A 19,908-nucleotide genomic window follows, 5' to 3' on the forward strand; every position below is an offset into this window, starting at 1 on the left:
TCCTTCAGTTCAACTTGGCGGTCTGCATGGGCGATCGTTGCTCCTCGGTGAGAAATCGTGATGGTCGTACGCCCGCGAGCGATGGTATCGATGGCGTTGAGAATCTGTCTTTCACTTTCCAGATCAACATGCGCAGTGGGTTCATCGAGCAAAAGGATTGGGGCGTCTTTGACAAACGCCCTAGCAAGTGCGACGCGCTGCGCTTCACCTCCTGAGAGGGCCAGTCCTTTATCACCGACGCGAGTATCCAAGCCCTCGGGAAGCCTCGCCAAAAGATCGTCGAGGCCGACGATGCGCAGTGCCGTGAGGATCTCTTCGTCACTGGCTGCGGCGTTGGCGAGCAGGATGTTCGCGCGCAAAGTGTCAGAGAAAAGGTAGGTGGTCTGTTCGACGACAGCGATTTGCGAGCGAACCCATTGCAGAGGTACCTGGGAGATGTCAACGCCATGAATGCAGATGGATCCTGCGCTGGGACGGTGGTGCGCCTGGATCAGGCTTGAGAGCGTTGACTTTCCAGCGCCCGAGGTACCCGTGATCGCAATGTGCTCGCCGGGGGCGACGCGAAGTGTAGCTCCGCGCAGGATCGGGGTGTCGGCCTCGTAAGCGAAAGAAACGCCGTCAATGCTCACTTCCCCGGGTGCGGGAAGGACTGCGGGCGCACAAGCACCGTCTTCTGCCGGGTCGATAACCTCAGGAATTTCACTGGTGAAGCGTTTAATTTCGCGGGTCGCAGCGATACCACCCATACCGATGTAGAAGAACTGGCCGATTCGATCCAGAGGGTCGAGCATGATCGAGGAGAGCAGAACAAGTGTGACGGCTTGGCCGACGCTGAACCAACCGTCACTCAGGCGCCAGTAGGCAAGAGCAGTCGCACCGGTGATCATTCCCAGTGAGAAGACACCATCGACAACCAGCAGGACCATCTGGTTTCCGGCAAGGTAGCGCATGACTCTGCGGCGAACATTCTCCGCAGCCTGTGCAAGGGTACGACCCACGCGCTTTCCAGCACCGATGTAGGACAGCGTTGAAAGTCCCTGGATCGCATCAAGTTCTTGGGCGGCAAGAGCGCGCGAGGCCCTGCGATAGCGGGTGGACACCGAACGGAATGCCTTTTGGAAAGCTCCAACGGTAAGGGGTACAACGGGGATGGAAATTGCCAGGACCGCTGCAGAAACCCAGTCGAAAGCACATACGACTGCAACAACCATGATTGGCGTGATCAGCGAGGCCAGCATGGGCGCGATGAAAGTACCACGATAATTCGAGCTGCGCTCAACACCATCGGTTGCGGTATTGACGATGCGACCCGAGCGTTCCTTTGTGCGCTCACTGACGCCGAGGCGGAAAACTTGGGCAATCATGGCGTGGCGAATACGAGGTTCTTCTGCGCGCAGGCGTGTACCACCCGAGAAGGAAGCGCTAAACGCCATCATTCCTGCTACTAAAGCAAAGAGTGAAAGGTATCCCAGTGACAGGAAAGTGACATTACCACTGATGAGGGAGTCAATAACCGAACCGAGCTCGATGTAGAAAATGATCAGGAACATCGCAGGCAGTAGATTCTTAATGATCTCGATGACGTTCGATATCCGCTGTTTGGGATAAGGCTGCGGTAGTGCGCTTGGCGAGGCGTTGAGCTCGGGTCCCATCGATTCGCTCTCCTCATTCGGCTATATGACGTCATTTCATTATGACGCTACTTAGGACTACCTTAGCTTCTTAATGACAGAAAGTCATATAGAAGGGAAAGCTTTACACCGAAGACGTGTGAGGGGCGTTCGGATCACTCCGAACGCCCCTCACACTAAAGTTTTACGATGTAAAACCGCGGACTCACCCAGGCTCAGCAGCGCGGGAAGGCGGCCACGGCCTCAGCAATCGGGTCAGGCCAGACGGTACATCCAGCCGAAGGGATCTTCTGCACGGCCCATCTGGATATCCGTGATGTCCTTCCAGATCTGGTGGGTGACGGGGCCGGCGGGAAGCTCGACGTCAAAATCATCCGAGCCGAGGCGTGCAATCGGTGTCACGACAGCGGCGGTACCACAGGCGAAGATCTCAGCGACCGAGCCATTCTTAATGCCCTCAACCAAGTCGGCTAGAGCGATGGATTCCTCGGTTACCGGCACGCCACGCGAACGCAGGAGGCGGCAAATCGCGCTACGGGTGCCACCTTCGAGGATCACGCCGGTGAGCTTGGGGGTACGCACGCTTCCATCGGCCATGACGACGAACATATTCATACCGCCGAGCTCTTCGAGGTACTTGTGCTCGTAAGTATCCAGGTAGCAGACTTGCTTAAAACCGCGTTCTGCAGCCAAGTTCTGCGGGAGCAGCGAAGCCGCGTAGTTACCGCCAGCCTTTGCCGAACCGGTTCCACCGGGGCCGGCACGGTGATAGTGCTTCTCAACCCAGATGGAGACGCCGGTCTGAGTGCCCGACTTGAAGTAGGGGCCGACCGGGGAGCCGATGACGTAGAAATCAAACTGGTGAGCCGAACGCACGCCGATGAAGGGCTCGGAAGCGAAAGTGAAGGGACGCAGGTAGAGAGAGGATCCTTCAGCACCCGGAACCCACTTTTCGTCCGCACGCACGTAGTTCACCAGCGCGCCCACAAAGTCCTCGCGGTCCATCTGCGGCATAGCCAGACGCCAATTCGAGTGGTTCATACGCGCGGCATTGAAGCCGGGACGGAAGGTCCAAATGCTGCCGTCGGAGTGACGGTAGGCCTTGATGCCTTCGAAAGCAGACTGGCCGTAGTGAAGGACAGCGGCCGCGGGAGACAGGTCAAGAGGACCGAAGGGAATGACCTCACGCTGGCCCCATCCGGTTTCGGGCGTCCAACGCATATGTGCCATGTGATCGGTGAAAACTGTTCCGAAGTTCAGTTCCTCCATGGCCTTTTCGTAATCCGCCTGCGGAGTCGGATTCGGGTTCTGGGTCAGCGGGAAACGACCAGCCAGTTCATCTGCCGAAGGTAGAGGCTCCTCCCCCAATCGCTCCAATTCGGTGGGAGTGTGCTGCGTATCTGTCATCGTGTCCTCCTCAAAAGCTGAAGTACGTTCAGAATATCCCCCTTGCGGGGCTCAAGCATGGGGTGGTCCGCCATCTGACCCGTTGGGGTGGGGTGAGCGGCGCCTTTCGGTTCCCACTCCCCCGGCCGCGGCCTCGTCAGCGGCGAATCAGCGCGACCAAGTCGTTGCCGATCTGCTCGGTCGTACGGACCAAGGGATCGCCAGCCGCATTCGCGGCCGCACGATTGCGCATATCTTCTTCAATCGCATCCATGATCGCGCGCGACTGATCTGCATAGCCGAGGTGATTGAGCATGAGCGCAACAGAGGCAATGGTTGCGGTCGGATCCGCCTTGCCCTGGCCTGCAATGTCAGGCGCGGAGCCGTGGACGGGCTCGAACATTGAGGGATGTGCACCTTCAGGGTTGATATTTCCCGAGGCAGAAAGGCCAACACCGCCAGTGACGGCTCCCGCCTCATCGGTCAAGATATCGCCGAAGAGATTGTCAGTAACGATGACATCGAAGCGGCCTGGATCGGTCACCATGTAGATCGTTGCGGCGTCAATGTGGCAGTAGTCAACACGAACCTGCGGGTATTCGCGGCCCACTTCCTCGACAATGCGACTCCACAGCCCACCGGCGAAGACCAAAACATTGTGCTTGTGGACCAGCGTGAGGTGGTGAGCCGGACGAGCTGCTGCCTGTTCGAATGCGTAGCGCACCAGGCGCTCCACGCCAAAGGCCGTGTTGACGGAGATCTCCTGTGCGACCTCGTGAATCGTGCCCTTGCGCAGGGTTCCACCGTTTCCGGCGTAGAGACTTTCAGTGCCCTCGCGCACGACGATGAAATCAATGTCACCGGGATTGGCCAGCGGGGTCGGGACGCCCGGGTAGTAGTGCGAAGGACGCAGGTTGACATAGTGGTCGAGCGAGAATCGAAGCTTGAGGAGCAGACCGCGCTCAAGGACACCTGAGGGGACCGACGGATCACCAATCGCGCCCAAGAGGATGGCATCGTGCTGGTCGATAACTTCGAGGTCCGTGTCGGTCAGAATCTCGCCGGTGCGATGATAGCGCCGTGCGCCAAGATCGAATTCTGTGTACTGCAGCGTGACGTCAGAGGGAATGACAGCTTCCAGAGCTTTGATGCCTTCGGGGACGATTTCCTGCCCGATGCCGTCACCGGGAATTACTGCGAGTTTCAGATTTGTCATGCTGCCATTGTTGCGCGAGGGCGGCAGGTCGGCAGAAGGTGTCCATATTTCGGGGTGGCTGTGGACGGGGCCTCGTTCCTGAAGTCAGCTCCCCACGCCTCCCCTATCGACACCACTCGGCGGCATTGGCACCACTTGGCGGCATCGCGTACCCCAAAAACCGCGATTCCCGTCCTCCAAACGGTGCCAATCACGCCAACCGATGTCAATCTCGCCGAACAGTGTCAATCTGAGCCGAGCTAGCCGGATTTCACCATGAACACCCAGCACAAACCACTCCAAGCAGCGTCAATCCGCGTCGATGTCACCGGATTCCGCCGTAGACACCACACACGAAGCACGAAACAGCGCTAGACAGCCCTAACACCACCCGAAAGACCCGCTTCAGGCGCAACAAACTTATCCACAGCGCAGAATTCCAACGATTCATCCACAGTTTTTCAACAGGAAAACACACAACCTCCACCCTCGCGCCACACTGTCTACTATGAGCACGCAACTGCCGCACGTGATCCTGAGCTATCGCGGGAGCTCCTCCAGAAGCTCCCATCTCAAGGGGCAATTGCGCTTACACCGCGGCGCCTACGTCCGGTTGCCATTCGACCTCAGCCAAGCAAAGCCCTGGGACATCTGGGAATCAATTGCGATGGCACGCATTATTGCGTCAGTCCAGCAAGGAGATCCGACGCCGCTTGTCGTTGGCACCTCAGCGCTTCTACTCCACGGCGTGCAAGGCTGGATCGCGAACCCGAATGTCGAGTTATACCAGCCGCAGCGCCGGACAAGTCAGCTCATTCCTCCATTCAGATGTGCGGCAAAGTCCGTGCCCGCGGTTAGGCGAGTCTATCGTCGCGGCCCCCCGATCACCTCGGAACGCACGCGGGTTTCAGGAATAGTGACCGAGCACCCCTATGACGCGTTGATTCGCTGCGCAATGCACGATGACGCGCTGCACGCATTTGCACTGGGATGTAGCGCTCTGCGCAAATGGTGCGATTTTAGTAATTTCTCGCAAGACGTGTGCCGAGGCCGTGCGGAAGTCATACGTAAGGAGATCCTTTCGCGTTTAGAACGCGCGAAGGGACGCCGTGGCTTTGTCCGCGCACAACGAATCTTGAGCGCGATCGACCCCGGGTGTAGCAACCCTGCCGAGGACGCGCTGACCTGGGTGGTTCGCTCGCTGTGCCCCTATGAAGTCTCGACGCAATATGAGCTCTCAGCAGGTGGACGGCGCTTCTTTGCCGACATCGCAATTCCGCAGCGCAAACTCATCATCGAGTTCGATGGCATCGAGAAACTGGGGTCAACACAAGGAGAATTCGACCGCGCAAAACGCTCGTGGGTTCAACGCGAGCAGGCACTACATGACCAGGGCTGGCACTTCCTCCGCGTTAACTGGCTGGATTTCAACGATTGGAATGAGCTGCGCAGACGAATGAGCTCTGCGATCGGTGTAGCCTCTGAGCCAATCCCTGCTCGTTACGCACTGTTGTGGGAACCTCCAAGCGAACGTTGTGATGGAGAAGGGCGACGCTTTCGAGGCCAGGAGTGGCATGGGTCGGATGGAAACTGGCTCTAAAATGCACGTTCCGCATGCGTGTCAAACAGGCACAAATCGAAGGTGGGAGAAAGTAGCATAATCCCATGTCGACAACCATTGATGTTTATCCGACAGAAAATGTCCTGCCTCTTGTTGAGGAGATTCGTGAGCGTACACAAGAGTTATTTCAAACATTGTTGAACCGTCATGGTATCGGTTCAACAATAGAGGTTATAGCTTTCTATCCCTCTCCGTCGAAGGTACCAATTAAGGACGTCGAAAAAGACACGGTGTGGACGCCGGATTTGTATCTGGGCTTCGAATATTCGATTGATGGGATCTGGGATTCGGATTCCTGGCATAGTTGTTCTTTTGTCGAAGATGACGATCGAATTAGCGAAAAATACTTGGTCTACCCATTCGACTCGAAACCGGAGCACCTTGGTTTGTGGTGCATCGTCGAAGAGCTCGAAGATATTGTTCCTCCAACTCAACTGGCAAAAATTCTGGCACAGGACCACTACTGGTCTGACGAAGGTAACTTTGATGGCCCTCCTGTTGCCTCAACCGGTTACGGTTTGGTTTGTGCAGCTCTGGCTGAAGCAACCGAAGGAATCATCGCCTCATCTGACTGCGAATTTGATGAAAAATACAACGCCGAAACCGCTGAAGAGTTTCTTGCCTGGTGGGGCGACAGACAAATCGATTTCTATGGCGAGGACGCGTTCAGAAATCCGCGAAGGAAGAAATACTAACTAGTCTTTGAGTAGAAGATTCATGCACGTGCCCCCCAGAAGTGGGTGCTTCACAGTAAAGTGAAAGCATGCTTGACGATGCGGTTGCACAGAAATTACGCGCGTTCTCTGAGGAACGCGATTGGGACCAGTTCCATTCGCCCGAAAATTTGGCGAAATCAATTTCTATCGAGGCCGCGGAGCTCTTAGAGTGCTTCCAGTGGTCGCCCGATGGGGATCCCCAGGCGATCAAGGAAGAACTCGCCGATGTCCTCACCTACTGTTACTTCCTTGCGATGAAGGTCGGACTTGAACCCGATCAGATCGTGTTGGAAAAGCTTGCCGTCACCGCCCAGAAGTATCCAGTTGAAAAGTCTCGTGGGAGCAGCGTGAAGTATGACCAGCTGGATTGATCCCGCGGACAACAGCGATTGACACCTATACAAATCCGCGCAATACCAATAAGAAAACCGCAAAAAACAACAGGCAAAAATTACATCTACGTCATTCAGATGCATTAATCTGGAAATACGCAGCACGCCTTCGGGGAAATTCCCAAGAATGCAGCCAGTGATCAGCGATGTTCACCCGAAACCTATCCGCCACACAGAAGGGCATCTCCATGCACAGTGATCCCAATGCAGACCAGCTCGCATTTGACGTTGATGGCGCCCCAACACCCAACGACAGCTCAACCTCTTCTGCATCGGCGGTCACTGAGCCTTCCACTCCCCCGTCTTCTTCCGCCAGCGCACTGGACATGCTCCTGAACGAGTACCGTGCGCGCGCGACAAGCGAGCGAGAGAAGGGCACACTCTTCGAGGAACTCACCCGTCAGTTCCTGCTCCACGACGCGCGTTTCGCTCACCAATTCAAAGAGGTCTATCTGTGGGGCGAATGGCCAGAGCGCCGAACGGGCGATACGGGCATCGACCTGGTCGCTATCCCCAACCAGCAAGACGCCGGCCCTGTCGCGATTCAGTGCAAGTTCTACGCTCCTGGCCATAAGGTCAGCAAAGCAGATATCGACACCTTCCTGTCTGCTTCAGGCAAGGAGCCTTTCGCCCGCCGCATCGTTGTCGACACTTCTGGCACCGACTGGGGCAAGAACGCCCAAGATGCGATCGAGGGCCAGCAAATCCCGGTCTCACGCATCACGCTGGCGGATCTGCGTGATTCGGACATTGACTGGCGCACGTATTCGCTGGGTTCGATGCAGGCACCGAAGACCCGCGAGCGTAAGGTTCCTCGGGATCACCAGGTACGCGCACGCAGTGCTGTGATGGAGGGATTCAGCAAACATGACCGCGGAACCATGGTGATGGCCTGCGGCACCGGCAAGACCTTCACTGCGCTGACCATAGCTCGTGAGTTCATGGAGAAGGAAGGCGGTACCGCCCGGATACTCTTCACGGTTCCCTCGCTTGCACTCCTCAAACAGACCCTTGATGATTGGGCTGCCGAGGCCGATGGTGCGTTTACCGCATGGGCAGTGTGTTCGGATACGAAAGTATCGTCAGCTGCTCGAAACGATACTGCTGCCGATTCCACGGTCGATCTACCGATCCCGGCGACGACTGATGCACAGCGCCTTGCTCATTCACTGTGTGCAAACAACGCAACTGAAGGACTGCAGGTTGTTTTCGCGACCTATCAATCCATCGAGGTTATCCACGACGCGCAAGAGATTGCAGGGGACGAATGGAGAGACTTCGACCTGGTGATCTGCGACGAGGCCCACCGCACGACCGGTACAACGCTGACCGGCGAGGACGAGAGTGCCTTCACGAAGATCCACAGCGATGAGTTCATCCGCCGCGCAAAGACCCTCTATATGACGGCAACCCCGCGTATCTTCGCGGAGAACGCAAAGAATAAGGCGTCGGAGAAGGACGCGATCCTGACCTCAATGGATGATCAGGACACCTATGGTCCCGTGTTCTTCCGTTTAGGCTTTGGTCAGGCTGTGAAGGAAGGACTACTCACCGACTACAAGGTCATCATTCTCACCGTCAGCGAAGATGAAGTTTCAAAGCACTACCAAGCAATTGCAGAGATGGGCGGAGAACTGAACCTCGATACGGCCGCAAAGCTGACGGGCTGCTGGAACGCGCTTGCTAAGAGGAAACACCCCGATTCAGACACCGACTACGGTGACGACCTCTCCCCCATGTGCCGCGCAGTCGCATTCTGCCGTGACATCAAAGCTTCAAAACAGGTAGCCGCCCAATTCCCAGATTTGGTCGATGGACTGAGCAATCTGGAGAATGACGATACAACCGACAATCTTCGTGTTGAGTGCAGCCACGTCGATGGAACAATGAACGCTGCGGTTCGAGCCCAAGCGATGGAATGGCTGAAGGAAGGCGCGGGCACTGATGAAGAGCCAATTTGTCGGGTTCTTTCAAATGCACGCTGCTTGAGCGAGGGCGTGGATGTTCCCACTCTGGATGCGGTCTTGTTCCTTGCACCCCGCAAATCACAGGTGGACGTCATCCAAGCAGTAGGCCGCGTCATGCGCCGCGCCGAAGGCAAGGATTTCGGCTACATCATTCTTCCCGTGGCAGTTCCGGCAGGTATGGCACCGGAGCGCGCGCTCGATGACAACGCGCGTTTCCAGGTGGTGTGGCAGGTTCTTAAGGCTCTGCGTGCGCACGACGAGCGCCTTGACGCAGCGATCAATTCAATGGAGCTCAACGGTCAAGGACCCGAGAACATCATCGTCGAGCAGGTGTCCCTCGAGAAGGCGAAGAGGCAGGACGATCCCCTGTCGGGTTCGGCACCTGATGGGGACCAGGTCGGAGCCGGTTCTTCAGAGTCCGGCGCAGATGTGCTCACTCAGGAAATTCAGGGTCAGCTGACGCTACTCCCCTCGGATTGGAAGGAGAGCGTCTTCGGCCGCATCGTGAAGAAGGTGGGCTCGACCCTGTATTGGGATGACTGGTCTAAGGACATTGCAACGGTCGCTGGGCGTTATATCCGTTTAATTGAACAGTTGTTGGAAGACCCCGAGCGACAAGATGCGTTCCGGGAGTTCGTGGACGCGCTGCGCCAGACCTTGAATCCGTCGGTGGATAACGCCTCAGCGGTGGAGATGCTCGCCCAGCACATCCTGACGGCACCGCTGTTCGACGCGATGTTCCCGGATCAGTCGTTCTCGAAGCAGAACCCGGTGAGCCGTGCGATGAACACGATTGTGGAGATGCTGGCGACCCACTCGATGTTCGAGAACGAGCGCCGCGAGCTAGATTCCTTCTATCGGGCGATGGTCGAGCGCATCGAGGCCGTGCATACCCTGGCGGGCAAGCAGGAGATCATGCGCACGCTCTACGATCGCTTCTTCTCGCAGGCGTTCCCACGCATGAGTGAGCGCCTGGGCATCGTGTTCACGCCCGTCGAGGTCGTCGACTTCATCATCCGCAGCGCCGACGACGCGATGCGCACGGCGTTTGGCCAGAGTCTGGGGGATCCGGGCGTGGCCATCATCGAGCCCTTCGCGGGGACGGGCACCTTCGTGGCGCGCTTGCTGCAGCTGGGCGTCATCCCGCCGGAGGCCCTGGAACACAAGTACAAGAACGACATCTTCGCCAACGAGTTCGTGCTGCTCTCCTACTACATCGCATCGATCAACATCGAGCAGGTGTACCACCAAGTGCGTTCCGAGCAGGGCATGGATGAGGGCTACGTCGAGTTCCCGGGCATGACGCTGACGGACACCTTCCAACTGCACGAGGGCGACGGCACGATCACCGAGGGCTTCGAGGGCCTGGCCGCCAACAACGAGCGCGCGAAGGCGGAGAAGGATTCCGCGATCACGGTCATCGTGATGAATCCGCCGTACTCGGCGGGCCAGAAGGAAGAGAACGACAAAAACAAGAATCTGAAGTACCCCCGCCTGGACGAACGAATCGAAGAAACATACGTCCGCCGATCTGGAGCCGGGCTGATGACCAAGCTCTACGACTCCTATTTCCGGGCACTTCGCTGGGCGTCGGACCGCATCGGGGAACGAGGCGTCATCGCCTTCGTCTCCAACAGCTCCTTCATCGATGCAAACAGCACAGACGGCGTGCGACTCACCCTACAGGATGAGTTCTCGCAGATCTTCATCTACGACCTGAAGGGAAATCAGCGAACGTCCGGCGAGCGCAGCCGTCGCGAGGGCGGAAAGATCTTCGGCTCAGGTTCTCGCACAGGCGTCGCGATCACCGTGCTCGTCAAAGACCCCACCTACTCCGGCACCGCGGAAATCTTCTACGCGGAAGCGGAAGACTATGCGACGCGACAGGAGAAGCTCGACCAGATCACCAACTACGGATCCATTGAGGGGATCAGCGGGACAGATGCATTCCGCTCCATCACGCCGAACGAGCACGGCGACTGGATCAGCACCCGTGATGAGCATTTTGCTACCTTCCAAGAAATCGGCAATCAAGCCCTCAAGGGAAAGATGGCTTCTCCGGGCATTTTCCAACAATTCTCACTCGGATTGGGAACAAACCGTGATGCGTGGTGCTACAACTTCTCAGGCGCGGCTGTGTCCTCGAACATGCACCGCATGATCGACAATTACAATTCACAGGTTAAAGCCAAACGTACGAGCGCAAACGCAACCACGGATGCCACGCAAATTAATTGGAATGATCGCCTGCTTCGAGACCTCGACAGCCAGAAGAATCACCATTACGAGCAAGCAGCGCTACGCGTCAGCATGTATCGCCCCTTCTGTATACAACATGTATATTTCTCAAGGGAAATGAACAATAGAACATATCAGCTTCCACAACTCTTCCCGACAATTGCACACAGAAATCTTTCCTTCGTAGTCTCCAGAGGGGATATTGCAAAAATTGGTCCACTAATGACCGACTTTCTCCCCGACCTGCATCTTGTGGGAGATGCGCAGACATTCCCCCTCTACACCTGGGAATCCCTCTCCCCCACCTCCGGGAGCGAGCTAGACCTGTTCTCCGACCTAGCAACCATCTCGGAGAGCCAAGCGGATCCGGCAGCCACAGCCTCGTCCCTAGATTTCTCGCGGCCGATCGGCGACCAGATTCCGGTGATCCTGGACGGCTACCGCCGCGTCGACAACGTCACGGACGCGACGCTAACCTCGTACCGGGAGCACTATGGGGATGCGGGGATCACGAAGGAGGACATTTTCTTCTACGTGTACGCACTGCTGCATCACCCGGAGTATCGGGAGCGCTACGAGGATGATTTGAAGAAGATGCTGCCGCACATTCCTCGTGCGACAGGCTTCCACACGTATGCGAGTGTGGGGCGTGAGCTGGCGGACCTGCACGTGAACTACGAGCGGGTGGAGCAGCATCCGACTGTACACGAAGAAATCAGCCTTCATGCTCCCGAAGATCCTTGGGAGCGATATCGCATCGGTACACGCAAGATGCGTTTCCCCAAACAGGGGTGTCGCGACACTGACTATACGCGCTTGGAGTACAACGACTACGTGACCCTGACGGGCATTCCGGAGCAGGCGCAGGGGTATTCGATTTCGGGCCGCAGCCCGCTGGAGTGGATCATCGACCGCTACCACGTGAAGACGGACAAGGCATCAGGCATCGTCAACGACCCAAACGACTTCCTGCGCGAGCAGGGCCGTCCGGACGCGGTCGTAGACCTGATCAAGCGCCTGGTGACGGTCTCGATGCGAACCCAGGAGCTCCTGGAGACGCTGCCGAAGCTGGAGATTCCGGAGGTGCAGGGCTGAGTTCCGCACGGATGCGCAGGCTCGTTCCGTGGGCGTGCTGCCTCTGATCTTGAGAGGCTCGTGGTCCGCGGGAGCAAAGCCGCGCGTCAGTGAACGACTAGTGGCGGTGAGGTCTTAGGGCCTCACCGCCACTGTCACGTATCGGCTGTCGCACGCCGATACGTTCATTCAACACACCACCGAAAACCTGAACAACTCAGATCAGACCACTCTCGCGGAGTATGCGAATCTCCCGAATAGTCTCCCTGACTTCAGACTCGTAGCCATTCGTCGCGCCGATGTAGAACGCTCGCAGACCTTTGCGCCGCAACAGCTGAGTGACGAGAACTGCCGTAATACCTGCCTGTGAGAAGACGAAACAGACTGGCTCGCTGCCATGTTCCAGAGTCTTTGCGAGGAACGAATCGACGAGCTGACCGGCCACTTCTTCATAGTCGCTCGACTTAACTTGTTTGGCTTCAGACTTCTCCAAAGTCGCAACCTCATCGATCGCGACACCATGATCGAGAAGCATCTGCACACCGTCTGCACTCCCCATAAACGGGACTTGATAGCGCTTTCTGATGGTCGCGTCAACGAAGATGTAGTCTTTATCTTTCTCGACACAGTAGGGAATCGATTCAATCGGAACCTGTACTACATTGAGTCGAGAGGCTTCGATCATACTTCGAAATTCCTCACTAGCGAGACCCATAGCAATAATCAGTTGCAATATCGACATTCCAACAGCACCAGCAAAACACCACCAAAGCATATACTGTCCAGCATCAATAAATTTCTGTTGCGCAGGCGTAGCTTCAGCAATCTTTGACAATGCCGCAATACATATCAGTACGACAAATATGAAGAAAAATGTTACAAGAATTCTAACTTGATCCCTAGTGCTCCTACTAAATCTACTTACACGCTTTTCAATACTGTAAGAGTGAACAACATCTTTGGCGATTTCACGCGTCAGCTGCTGTCTCACTGTATTTGATGTTTCATTTCTAAATCCGAGAGCACCACGCTTTTGAAAAATGCGCAGATACTTGAGACCCTTTACCTTGCGTCGATAACTAAACCAATTCTTAAAATCGAAACCATTCTTAATTACCTTATAAATTTCGATCGCCAGTTTAGTGAATGTTCCGAGCGCTACGAGGAAACCAATGCCTTTCGCAGTATAATCAATCCACTCCACAACTACTCCTTCACTAATCGGGTCATGTCCGCACTGACAGACTTACAGGCACTTCATCACCGAACAATACTCCACCTACATAGGTGTCAAACTGTGAACACCGCACAACGAGCTGTACGGTAATCAAGTGTTGAACAATTTAATCGATCAACTTATCAACGCGAGCACACCGGATACGCACCGACTCTGATGAGAAGTATGCCAGCGCCTTTTAAACAACCAAGCTAGTCTCGAACCCAATCTGCCAAAAGCCCATATCAAGGAGCTTCATCTGCGGATAGGTCAGGTCCTCGCGCTGCATTCCCCGCCGCGCTGCCTCAAGTCGGTCGTTGTGCTCCTCGTAGAAGTCGACGAGCCTGAGGACGGAGTCCAGGCTGTATTCCCGCGTCGTCACCTTGCATGTCGCAACGCCATCCTGAAAGAATCTGTCGTACACGGGCGCACACCCGAGCGTTCCCATGAGTATTTTCGTGATGAGGACCGGCGACACCTGGCTCGCGACCGCGCGCCCGGCGACCTAATTGCGGATTGGATGGAAATAGCGGCTGATGTCGTCGTACAGCTTCGTCAGCTGCTCCCAAACGTCACTGTTTCGCACATCCGTGCACGCGAGCCCAAACAGGCAGTCATACTCGGGCTTGAGGATCTCCGCGACGATGCGCGTGTGCACCTTGTAGTCCTTCTGAAGGAGGAAGGACGAACCCCAACACATCCCCCCGCTCGCCAGGCAGAAAGCGAGGTGCAGACTCAAATAGCCGCAGTCCGGGGGAAGGGGCGGTCCGCGCATTTCGAAAAGCGCGATAGCAATCGCTCCCACGAGCGGGAGCACCCATTCTCATTCGCGCGCGCATCTGCGTAGAAGGTCTGCGCAGCACTAATCAACTCATCGATGGCTGCCAAATCTTCTGACCTTCCAGATAGAAATCCAGCCCGTCCACTCCAAGGGAGCGGCTGCCGAACGGTTGACTAAAACGTACAACGTAGTCCGTTTGAGAATCAAGCCTATCCCTCTGTCCCGGGAGAGCTCTCGTACCCACATCTCACGACGAGGCCGGGGCCGGGTGTGCACATCCGTGCGGTTGCGGGAATGCGGGTGGGAGGATTTGCGTGATGGTTGCGCAGCATTCTTAGTATTTCGTGTCGGTTCTGCGCATACCCTGATGAGAAAGGATGCACCCCCAACGGTGGGGGCGCGTCGGAGGACACCTCACCGTTGAAGCACACACACCATGAAGGTCCCGCCCCTATCCGAGCGACCCGTCACCGAGGAAGAAGAGCAGGACTTCCTCACCCCGCCGTCGCGCCGCAAGAAGCACTCCCTAGCAGCACGGCGCGCAGTGCTGCGCCCGTGGGCAATCGGTATCGGCCTCACTGTGCTGGTAGCTGTAGCAGCCGTTGCTGCCTACAAACTGGCCACAGACACTGACTTCTGGACCGAACACCCCACCGCCGCCGCGACACCCACGGTCTACCCTCACGAATTCGGGTCGGCGTCGATCGCTCCTTGAACGTCGTTGAACAGCAGGTTCGAGATCTCCACCTGCACGATCTCTACATTCGGAACATCGTGCAGCAGCAGTGGGTCATCGGCCGAGGTCTGTAAGGCAAGCGTTCCACACCCAAACAGGCGATCGTTCAGATCCTTCACCATCTGAATGTCCGAAATACGGCTGAGCGGCAGGTCGTGCCCCGTGCGCTGGAAAATACCCGAGCGCGTAATGATCCGCTTCGTTGTCACCGTGTAGGTCGCGGCCATCCACTTGGCCCACGGCACGACAAACAGCGGAATCGCAACAATCACAAAGACGATCCAAATCGCCGGCAGAGCCCACTTTTGCGAGTCCACAGGCACAAACACCGATCCAACAATCGCGGCAGCAAGCAGCAGTACAACCGCCACAATCCTCCACAGCAGCACTTTGATGTGCGTGTGCATATGACGGACGATGACTTCATCTTTGCTTAAGAGCTTCTTTGACAAACCCATGGGCTCATTCTTCCAGACCGCGCCCGGACCTTCTAACAATTTCGACTCCCCTCGAGCCTGCTAGTCTGGAGCAGTCGAGAGGAAACACATGAACACCCTGGTCACTATCCTTCTGGTTTGCGCCGCACTCATCGTTGTCATTGCCGGCCTCCACCTCTTCGTGACCGGCCTTTTGGTCCGCAACCAAGCCGTACGGCCTCCCCTCGGCCTCTATCTGCACGATATCCCGGTCGGTTCGCACGCCTGGAACGCCGGCCACCAAGCCGTCTGGGTCCTCCTCTTCATGGGCGGAGTCTTGGGAACCGCGCAGGGAATTGCCGTCATCGCGATGGCTTTCATGCACTCCCCTGGCTCAACCTCGACCAGCCTGATTTTCCTTGTGATGGGCGCCCTCACCGTCGGAGTCCTCGGCTGGAACGCGCGAGCAGGCGCCACCCAGGTTGCGCTGGCGACGATCGAAGAAGACCAGTCCTCCGCCGACGAGGCCTAACTCCTTTTCTCCTTCCCCTCGCATTTCTCGCTTTCCACCTCTCTCCCCCTCCTCGCCCCCCGATAACAACTTTCTCTCTCCCCCGATAACGACCTCACCTCAACAGACGCCGGGGCCGGGGAGCGTCATCGCACTCCCCGGCCCCGGCCTCGTTCATCAGACGACAGTCAGACGATCAGCTCAAATCCACGCTCCAGAACGAGCGAAGTAATACCAGCGGCCGTCGATCTTCTGCCAGCCGGTACGCATCTGGCCATCGGTGCCGAAGTAGTACCAAGACAGGCCAATACGCTGCCAGCCCGTCGCCATATGGCCGTCAGTTCCAAAGCGGTACCAGTGTCCGTCGAGGTTCTTCCATCCGGTCACCATGCGGCCATCAAGTCCAAAGTTGTACCAGTGGCCATCAATCTGCGCCCACCAGATCTTCATGACACCCGTGCTCGGATCGAAGTAGTACCAGTGACCGCTTTCTTCGAACCAACCATTTGTACGCGCACCATAGGAGGTGTAGTGGCTCCACTTTCCATCCTGCTGCTCCCAACCGGTGACCATGATGCCATCAGCGTTGAAGCGGTAGGTCGCATCGCCAATGACAACGCTTTGCGAGGCCGCGAAGCTTCCGTCCTCTAGCTGCCACTTCCAGCCATCTGCAGTGTTCACCCAGTGAGCGGGAGCTGCAGAGGGCGCGGGATCGGGGGTCGGTGTCGGCTCGGGATCAGGGGTGGGCTGAGGAGCGGGCGTTGGATCGACGGACGGGGAGGGCGCCGGAGTCGGGTCCACCGTCGGAGCCGGTGTGGGGGTCGGCTGAGGATCGACCGAAGGCGCCGGAGTCGGTGCTACGTCCTCGCCCGGGTCCCTCAAACCCAGGTACGCGGCATCAACGCGCATGAAATCAATGTTCTTGTAGCCACCGGTCTCATACAGCAGGCCCCAGGTTCCATCATTGAGCGCATGCAAGGTCGAGTAGGCCATGTCTCCTTTTTCGAAGACCTTGCCCTCGTTCCAGGTGAAGCCATCGTCGTAGGACACGCGAATCGTTCCATTCGCGCGAGCACTGGACGAATCCGCGTTCGAGAAGAGCAGGACGCGCGCACGCGCGGAACCCTGAGGCGCATTCGGGTATGCACGAATGATCGAGGCATTGTTGCGCGGATCAGTCAGGTCCCAGTTGTGGCGGAAAGGACCCCAGGTCTGGCCACCATCGTAGGAAATCGCCTCGAGGCGCTGACCCGCGGTTCCCTGCGTACGAGAGTTCATCAGCAGGCGACCGTCGGAGAGCTCGACCACCTTGTTCTCATCCGCACTGCCTTCACTCGGCGCTCCCGGCTTCCAGGTTGCGCCGTGGTCATCGGAGTAAACAGAAACGGCCATGAGCGAGGTGCTACCAGCATTTGCGACCGCATACTGCTGAATCAAGCGACCGGCGTGTGCGCCGTAGCGCAGCTGGATCCCCTCACCTGAAGAGGCAAAGCGCGTGAACCACTGATCGTCATGACCCTGCGTCACCTGATCAGTAATGATGCGAGGGTTCACCCAGGTCTGGCCGTTGTCGTGTGACTCAACAACGTGTGCGTGAAGGATGTTGCGCGCGTTGGGATCGGTTCCCAGCTGCGACTGGAAGAGCCCCGCATCAAATGACTTTACCGAGAACAGGAAGATCGTCCCGGTGGTTCGATCAACAACGAAAGAAGGATCCGAGAAACCGACCTTATTCGCCCCGGGAGTTCCGGCCAGAGCAGTTTGGATCGGTGTCCATGACTTCCCGCCATCCTTCGAGATGCGGTAGACGATCGAGTTCGCCTGGGGCGCGTCCTGACAGGTCTCGGGGCGTCCATCCCACGCGGCAATGATCCAGCCGTTCGTAGCCGTGGTCAGTGCGGGGATGCGGTGGCACTTAAAGCCTGCCAGCCCGGGCGAGGCCAGGCGAGCGACCTCTCCGATCGCGTAGTCCTTGGGGGTCTCCACCGGGTCGGGTTCAGGTGCGCGAGAGCCGGGAAGAACGGTGATAGCCTCGGCATTGGCGGAAATTCCGCCGGCGATCACATCGTTGCCATTGCGATCACGGGTCGCCGCCCACGTCGAAGTCGGGGTGAAGGAACCGGCGGCCAGATCGGCCTCGGTCACCGTGTGCGTCGCACTGGTGCACTGCTTGGTGGTGTGCGCACTGAGGTTGTGCCAGCGGCAGTTCGGTGCACCGGTCGTCAAAACACCAGAAAGGTTTGACTCTTTCGGGAATACGGTCAAGGCACTGTCAGTCTGGTTCGTGTAGGTGAAGGTATAGGTGAGGGTGTCCCCCACATAGACCTTGTCCCCCAGTTTGTCGGTTCGCGTTGCGGTAACGGTGATGGGAGCCGGTGTTGCTTCACTTGCCGAGGCCGTGGTGACGTCGCCAGATTGCGTGTCACTTTCGGGGGTTGCCAGTGCCGGCAGGGAGAACGAGGCACACATGAGCGCCGCACCTGAGACTGCTGCCAGGGCCCGCCCATATCGACGGAGGGTCATCTTTGGTCCTTCTGGATGAATGATATGGATGTGAGACTGAAAAGCGGCACGTGAGTGAGGTCTCAGTAACCACATAAGTCATCTTATAAATTCACGGGACCTTCAGACAGTTTCATCAGGATACTATTCGCTCGCTTTCAGCATATTTGCACCATTTTTGTTGACGCGCGTGCGAGTAAGTGTCGTGCTGTGCGTGTGTAGCTGGCTTTGACACAGAAATGCTTCAATTGGCACAGCCTATCCAAGGCCTCTCCCCCACCCTCCACACGAAGTCAGTAAAAGACACAGGTCATAAGGCATGACATTCACCGACTTCGTGTGTCTTTTCGGGAAGGAAGGGCTCCGACCCGCACGCGAACACAAAAACGCTGCGGGCCGGTGCGTATGCACCGGCCCGCAGCCGTTTGATCAAAACCTCTGTCTTAATCAGTAGTCAGCTCAGCTAAGGAAGCCGGCCGAACCTTAGATCGCATCAGCTCAGCGAGCTGCGCTACCTTCGGTGTAGTCCTCATCGGCCTGGGTCCAACCGAAAGCCTTACGCAGCTTCTGGCCGGTGGCCTCGATCGGGTGAGACTCTTCCTCGGCGCGCAGAGCCTTGAACTCAAGAGCACCATTGTCCTGGTCCTCAATGAAGCGGCGTGCGAAAGTGCCGTCCTGAATATCGGACAGGATGTCGCGCATAGCCTGCTTGGAAGACTCGCCAATAACGCGCGGACCAGAGATGTAGTCGCCATACTCAGCGGTGTCAGAGCAAGACCAACGCTGCTTGGTGATGCCACCTTCGTTGATCAGGTCAACGATCTGCTTCATCTCGTGGCAGACCTCGAAGTAGGCAATCTCGGGCTGGTAGCCAGCGTTCACCAGGGTCTCAAAGCCAGCCTGGATCAGGTGAGAAACGCCGCCACACAGAACAGCCTGCTCGCCGAAGAGGTCAGTCTCGGTCTCTTCAGTGAAGGTGGTCTTGATGACGCCGGCGCGAGTGCCACCGATTGCCTTTGCGTAGGACAGAACCAGCTCCCAAGCCTGACCGGAAGCGTCAACCTCAACGGCGACGACATCCGGGGTGCCCTTGCCCTGGGTGTAGGTCTCGCGAACCTTGTGGCCGGGGCCCTTTGGGGCAACCATGATGACATCGTGGCCGGTGGGGACCTCGATGTAGCCGTAGCGGATGTTGAAGCCGTGCGCGAAGAGCAGGGCTGCGCCTTCCTTCAGGTTGGGGGCAATCTGCTCGGCGTAAACGAAACGCTGAACTTGGTCGGGCAGGAGGATGGAGACGACGTCGCCCTCGGCCACGGCCTCGGGAACATCCTTCACCTCGAGGCCAGCGGCCTCGGCCTTGGCCCACGAAGAGGAACCGGGACGCAGACCAACGACCACGTCAACGCCGGAATCCTTCAGGTTAAGCGCGTGTGCGTGTCCCTGTGAGCCGTAGCCAATAACGGCAACCTTCTTGGACTGGATCAGCGACAGGTCTGCGCCGTCATCGTAGATGATCTCTGCCATTG

At 57.3% G+C, this 19,908-nt stretch carries 15 protein-coding genes and 1 pseudogene; 7 read left to right on the forward strand and 9 right to left on the reverse strand.

The window, feature by feature from the left end; translation table 11 throughout:
• Window positions 1–26: 26 nt before the first annotated feature.
• Window positions 27–215: a hypothetical protein gene (locus KHW85_RS08270; RefSeq protein ID WP_366494741.1), complete on the forward strand. Its 189-nt coding sequence runs from the start codon at window positions 27–29 to the stop codon at window positions 213–215.
• Here KHW85_RS08270 and KHW85_RS04615 read toward each other — a convergent pair.
• The 3 genes and pseudogenes from KHW85_RS04615 to KHW85_RS04625 form a co-directional block, all read right to left on the reverse strand.
• Window positions 144–1,652, reverse strand: a pseudogene (locus KHW85_RS04615) (ABC transporter ATP-binding protein); the annotation flags it as partial. The gene KHW85_RS08270 and the pseudogene KHW85_RS04615 sit on opposite strands and share 72 nt — an antisense overlap.
• A 234-nt stretch (window positions 1,653–1,886) precedes the next feature.
• Entirely contained in the window at window positions 1,887–3,038 is a 1,152-nt protein-coding gene (locus KHW85_RS04620; RefSeq protein ID WP_291458981.1) for a branched-chain amino acid aminotransferase, read from the reverse strand.
• A gap of 136 nt (window positions 3,039–3,174) precedes the next feature.
• The gene (locus KHW85_RS04625) at window positions 3,175–4,233 is read right to left on the reverse strand and encodes a 3-isopropylmalate dehydrogenase (RefSeq protein ID WP_048714375.1); all 1,059 of its coding nucleotides are present in this window, start codon (window positions 4,231–4,233) and stop codon (window positions 3,175–3,177) included.
• A 487-nt stretch (window positions 4,234–4,720) separates the two neighbouring features.
• Between KHW85_RS04625 and KHW85_RS04630 the strand changes: the two genes are divergently transcribed.
• The 4 genes from KHW85_RS04630 (at window position 4,721) to KHW85_RS04645 (ending at window position 12,241) form a co-directional block, all read left to right on the forward strand.
• Entirely contained in the window at window positions 4,721–5,812 is a 1,092-nt protein-coding gene (locus KHW85_RS04630; protein WP_291458982.1) for a hypothetical protein, read from the forward strand.
• Between the two features lie 65 nt (window positions 5,813–5,877).
• Complete coding sequence (locus tag KHW85_RS04635; RefSeq protein WP_291458983.1) at window positions 5,878–6,528, forward strand: hypothetical protein; 651 nt, start codon at window positions 5,878–5,880, stop codon at window positions 6,526–6,528.
• A 68-nt stretch (window positions 6,529–6,596) separates the two neighbouring features.
• Complete coding sequence (locus KHW85_RS04640) at window positions 6,597–6,920, forward strand: nucleotide pyrophosphohydrolase (RefSeq protein WP_291458984.1); 324 nt, start codon at window positions 6,597–6,599, stop codon at window positions 6,918–6,920.
• Between the two features lie 209 nt (window positions 6,921–7,129).
• Window positions 7,130–12,241 carry a type ISP restriction/modification enzyme gene (locus KHW85_RS04645; RefSeq protein WP_291458985.1) on the forward strand — a complete coding sequence of 1,704 codons (5,112 nt, stop codon included), beginning with the start codon at window positions 7,130–7,132 and terminating at the stop codon, window positions 12,239–12,241.
• Window positions 12,242–12,437: 196 nt separating this feature from the next.
• Here KHW85_RS04645 and KHW85_RS04650 read toward each other — a convergent pair whose 3' ends face one another.
• From KHW85_RS04650 to KHW85_RS04660, 3 genes are all read right to left on the reverse strand, one after another.
• Window positions 12,438–13,424, reverse strand: coding sequence for a hypothetical protein (locus KHW85_RS04650; protein WP_291458986.1), 987 nt, complete (start codon window positions 13,422–13,424; stop codon window positions 12,438–12,440).
• A 211-nt stretch (window positions 13,425–13,635) separates the two neighbouring features.
• Complete coding sequence (locus KHW85_RS04655) at window positions 13,636–13,884, reverse strand: hypothetical protein (protein WP_291458987.1); 249 nt, start codon at window positions 13,882–13,884, stop codon at window positions 13,636–13,638.
• A 57-nt stretch (window positions 13,885–13,941) separates the two neighbouring features.
• Window positions 13,942–14,241: a hypothetical protein gene (locus tag KHW85_RS04660; RefSeq protein ID WP_291458988.1), complete on the reverse strand. Its 300-nt coding sequence runs from the start codon at window positions 14,239–14,241 to the stop codon at window positions 13,942–13,944.
• Window positions 14,242–14,653: 412 nt separating this feature from the next.
• Between KHW85_RS04660 and KHW85_RS04665 the strand changes: the two genes are divergently transcribed.
• Window positions 14,654–14,932 (forward strand): hypothetical protein, encoded by a 279-nt coding sequence (locus KHW85_RS04665; protein WP_291458989.1) that lies wholly within the window; start codon window positions 14,654–14,656, stop codon window positions 14,930–14,932.
• Here the strand turns inward: KHW85_RS04665 and KHW85_RS04670 are convergent.
• Complete coding sequence (locus KHW85_RS04670; RefSeq protein ID WP_291458990.1) at window positions 14,899–15,411, reverse strand: PH domain-containing protein; 513 nt, start codon at window positions 15,409–15,411, stop codon at window positions 14,899–14,901. The genes KHW85_RS04665 and KHW85_RS04670 overlap by 34 nt on opposite strands.
• 88 nt (window positions 15,412–15,499) lie before the next feature.
• On the opposite strand from KHW85_RS04670, the gene KHW85_RS04675 reads away from it, so the two are divergent.
• Window positions 15,500–15,901, forward strand: a complete 402-nt coding sequence (locus KHW85_RS04675; protein ID WP_291458991.1) for a hypothetical protein — start codon at window positions 15,500–15,502, stop codon at window positions 15,899–15,901.
• Between the two features lie 180 nt (window positions 15,902–16,081).
• On the opposite strand, the gene KHW85_RS04680 is transcribed toward KHW85_RS04675, so the two are convergent.
• Together KHW85_RS04680 and ilvC are read right to left on the reverse strand one after the other, a co-directional pair.
• Window positions 16,082–18,403 (reverse strand): exo-alpha-sialidase, encoded by a 2,322-nt coding sequence (locus KHW85_RS04680; protein WP_291458992.1) that lies wholly within the window; start codon window positions 18,401–18,403, stop codon window positions 16,082–16,084.
• A 477-nt stretch (window positions 18,404–18,880) separates the two neighbouring features.
• A complete protein-coding gene (ilvC, locus tag KHW85_RS04685) occupies window positions 18,881–19,906 on the reverse strand; it encodes a ketol-acid reductoisomerase (protein ID WP_291458993.1) in 1,026 nt (341 codons plus the stop codon).
• Window positions 19,907–19,908: the final 2 nt, after the last annotated feature.

This window comes from Actinomyces sp. oral taxon 181 (assembly GCF_018370895.1).
Taxonomy (GTDB): domain Bacteria; phylum Actinomycetota; class Actinomycetes; order Actinomycetales; family Actinomycetaceae; genus Pauljensenia.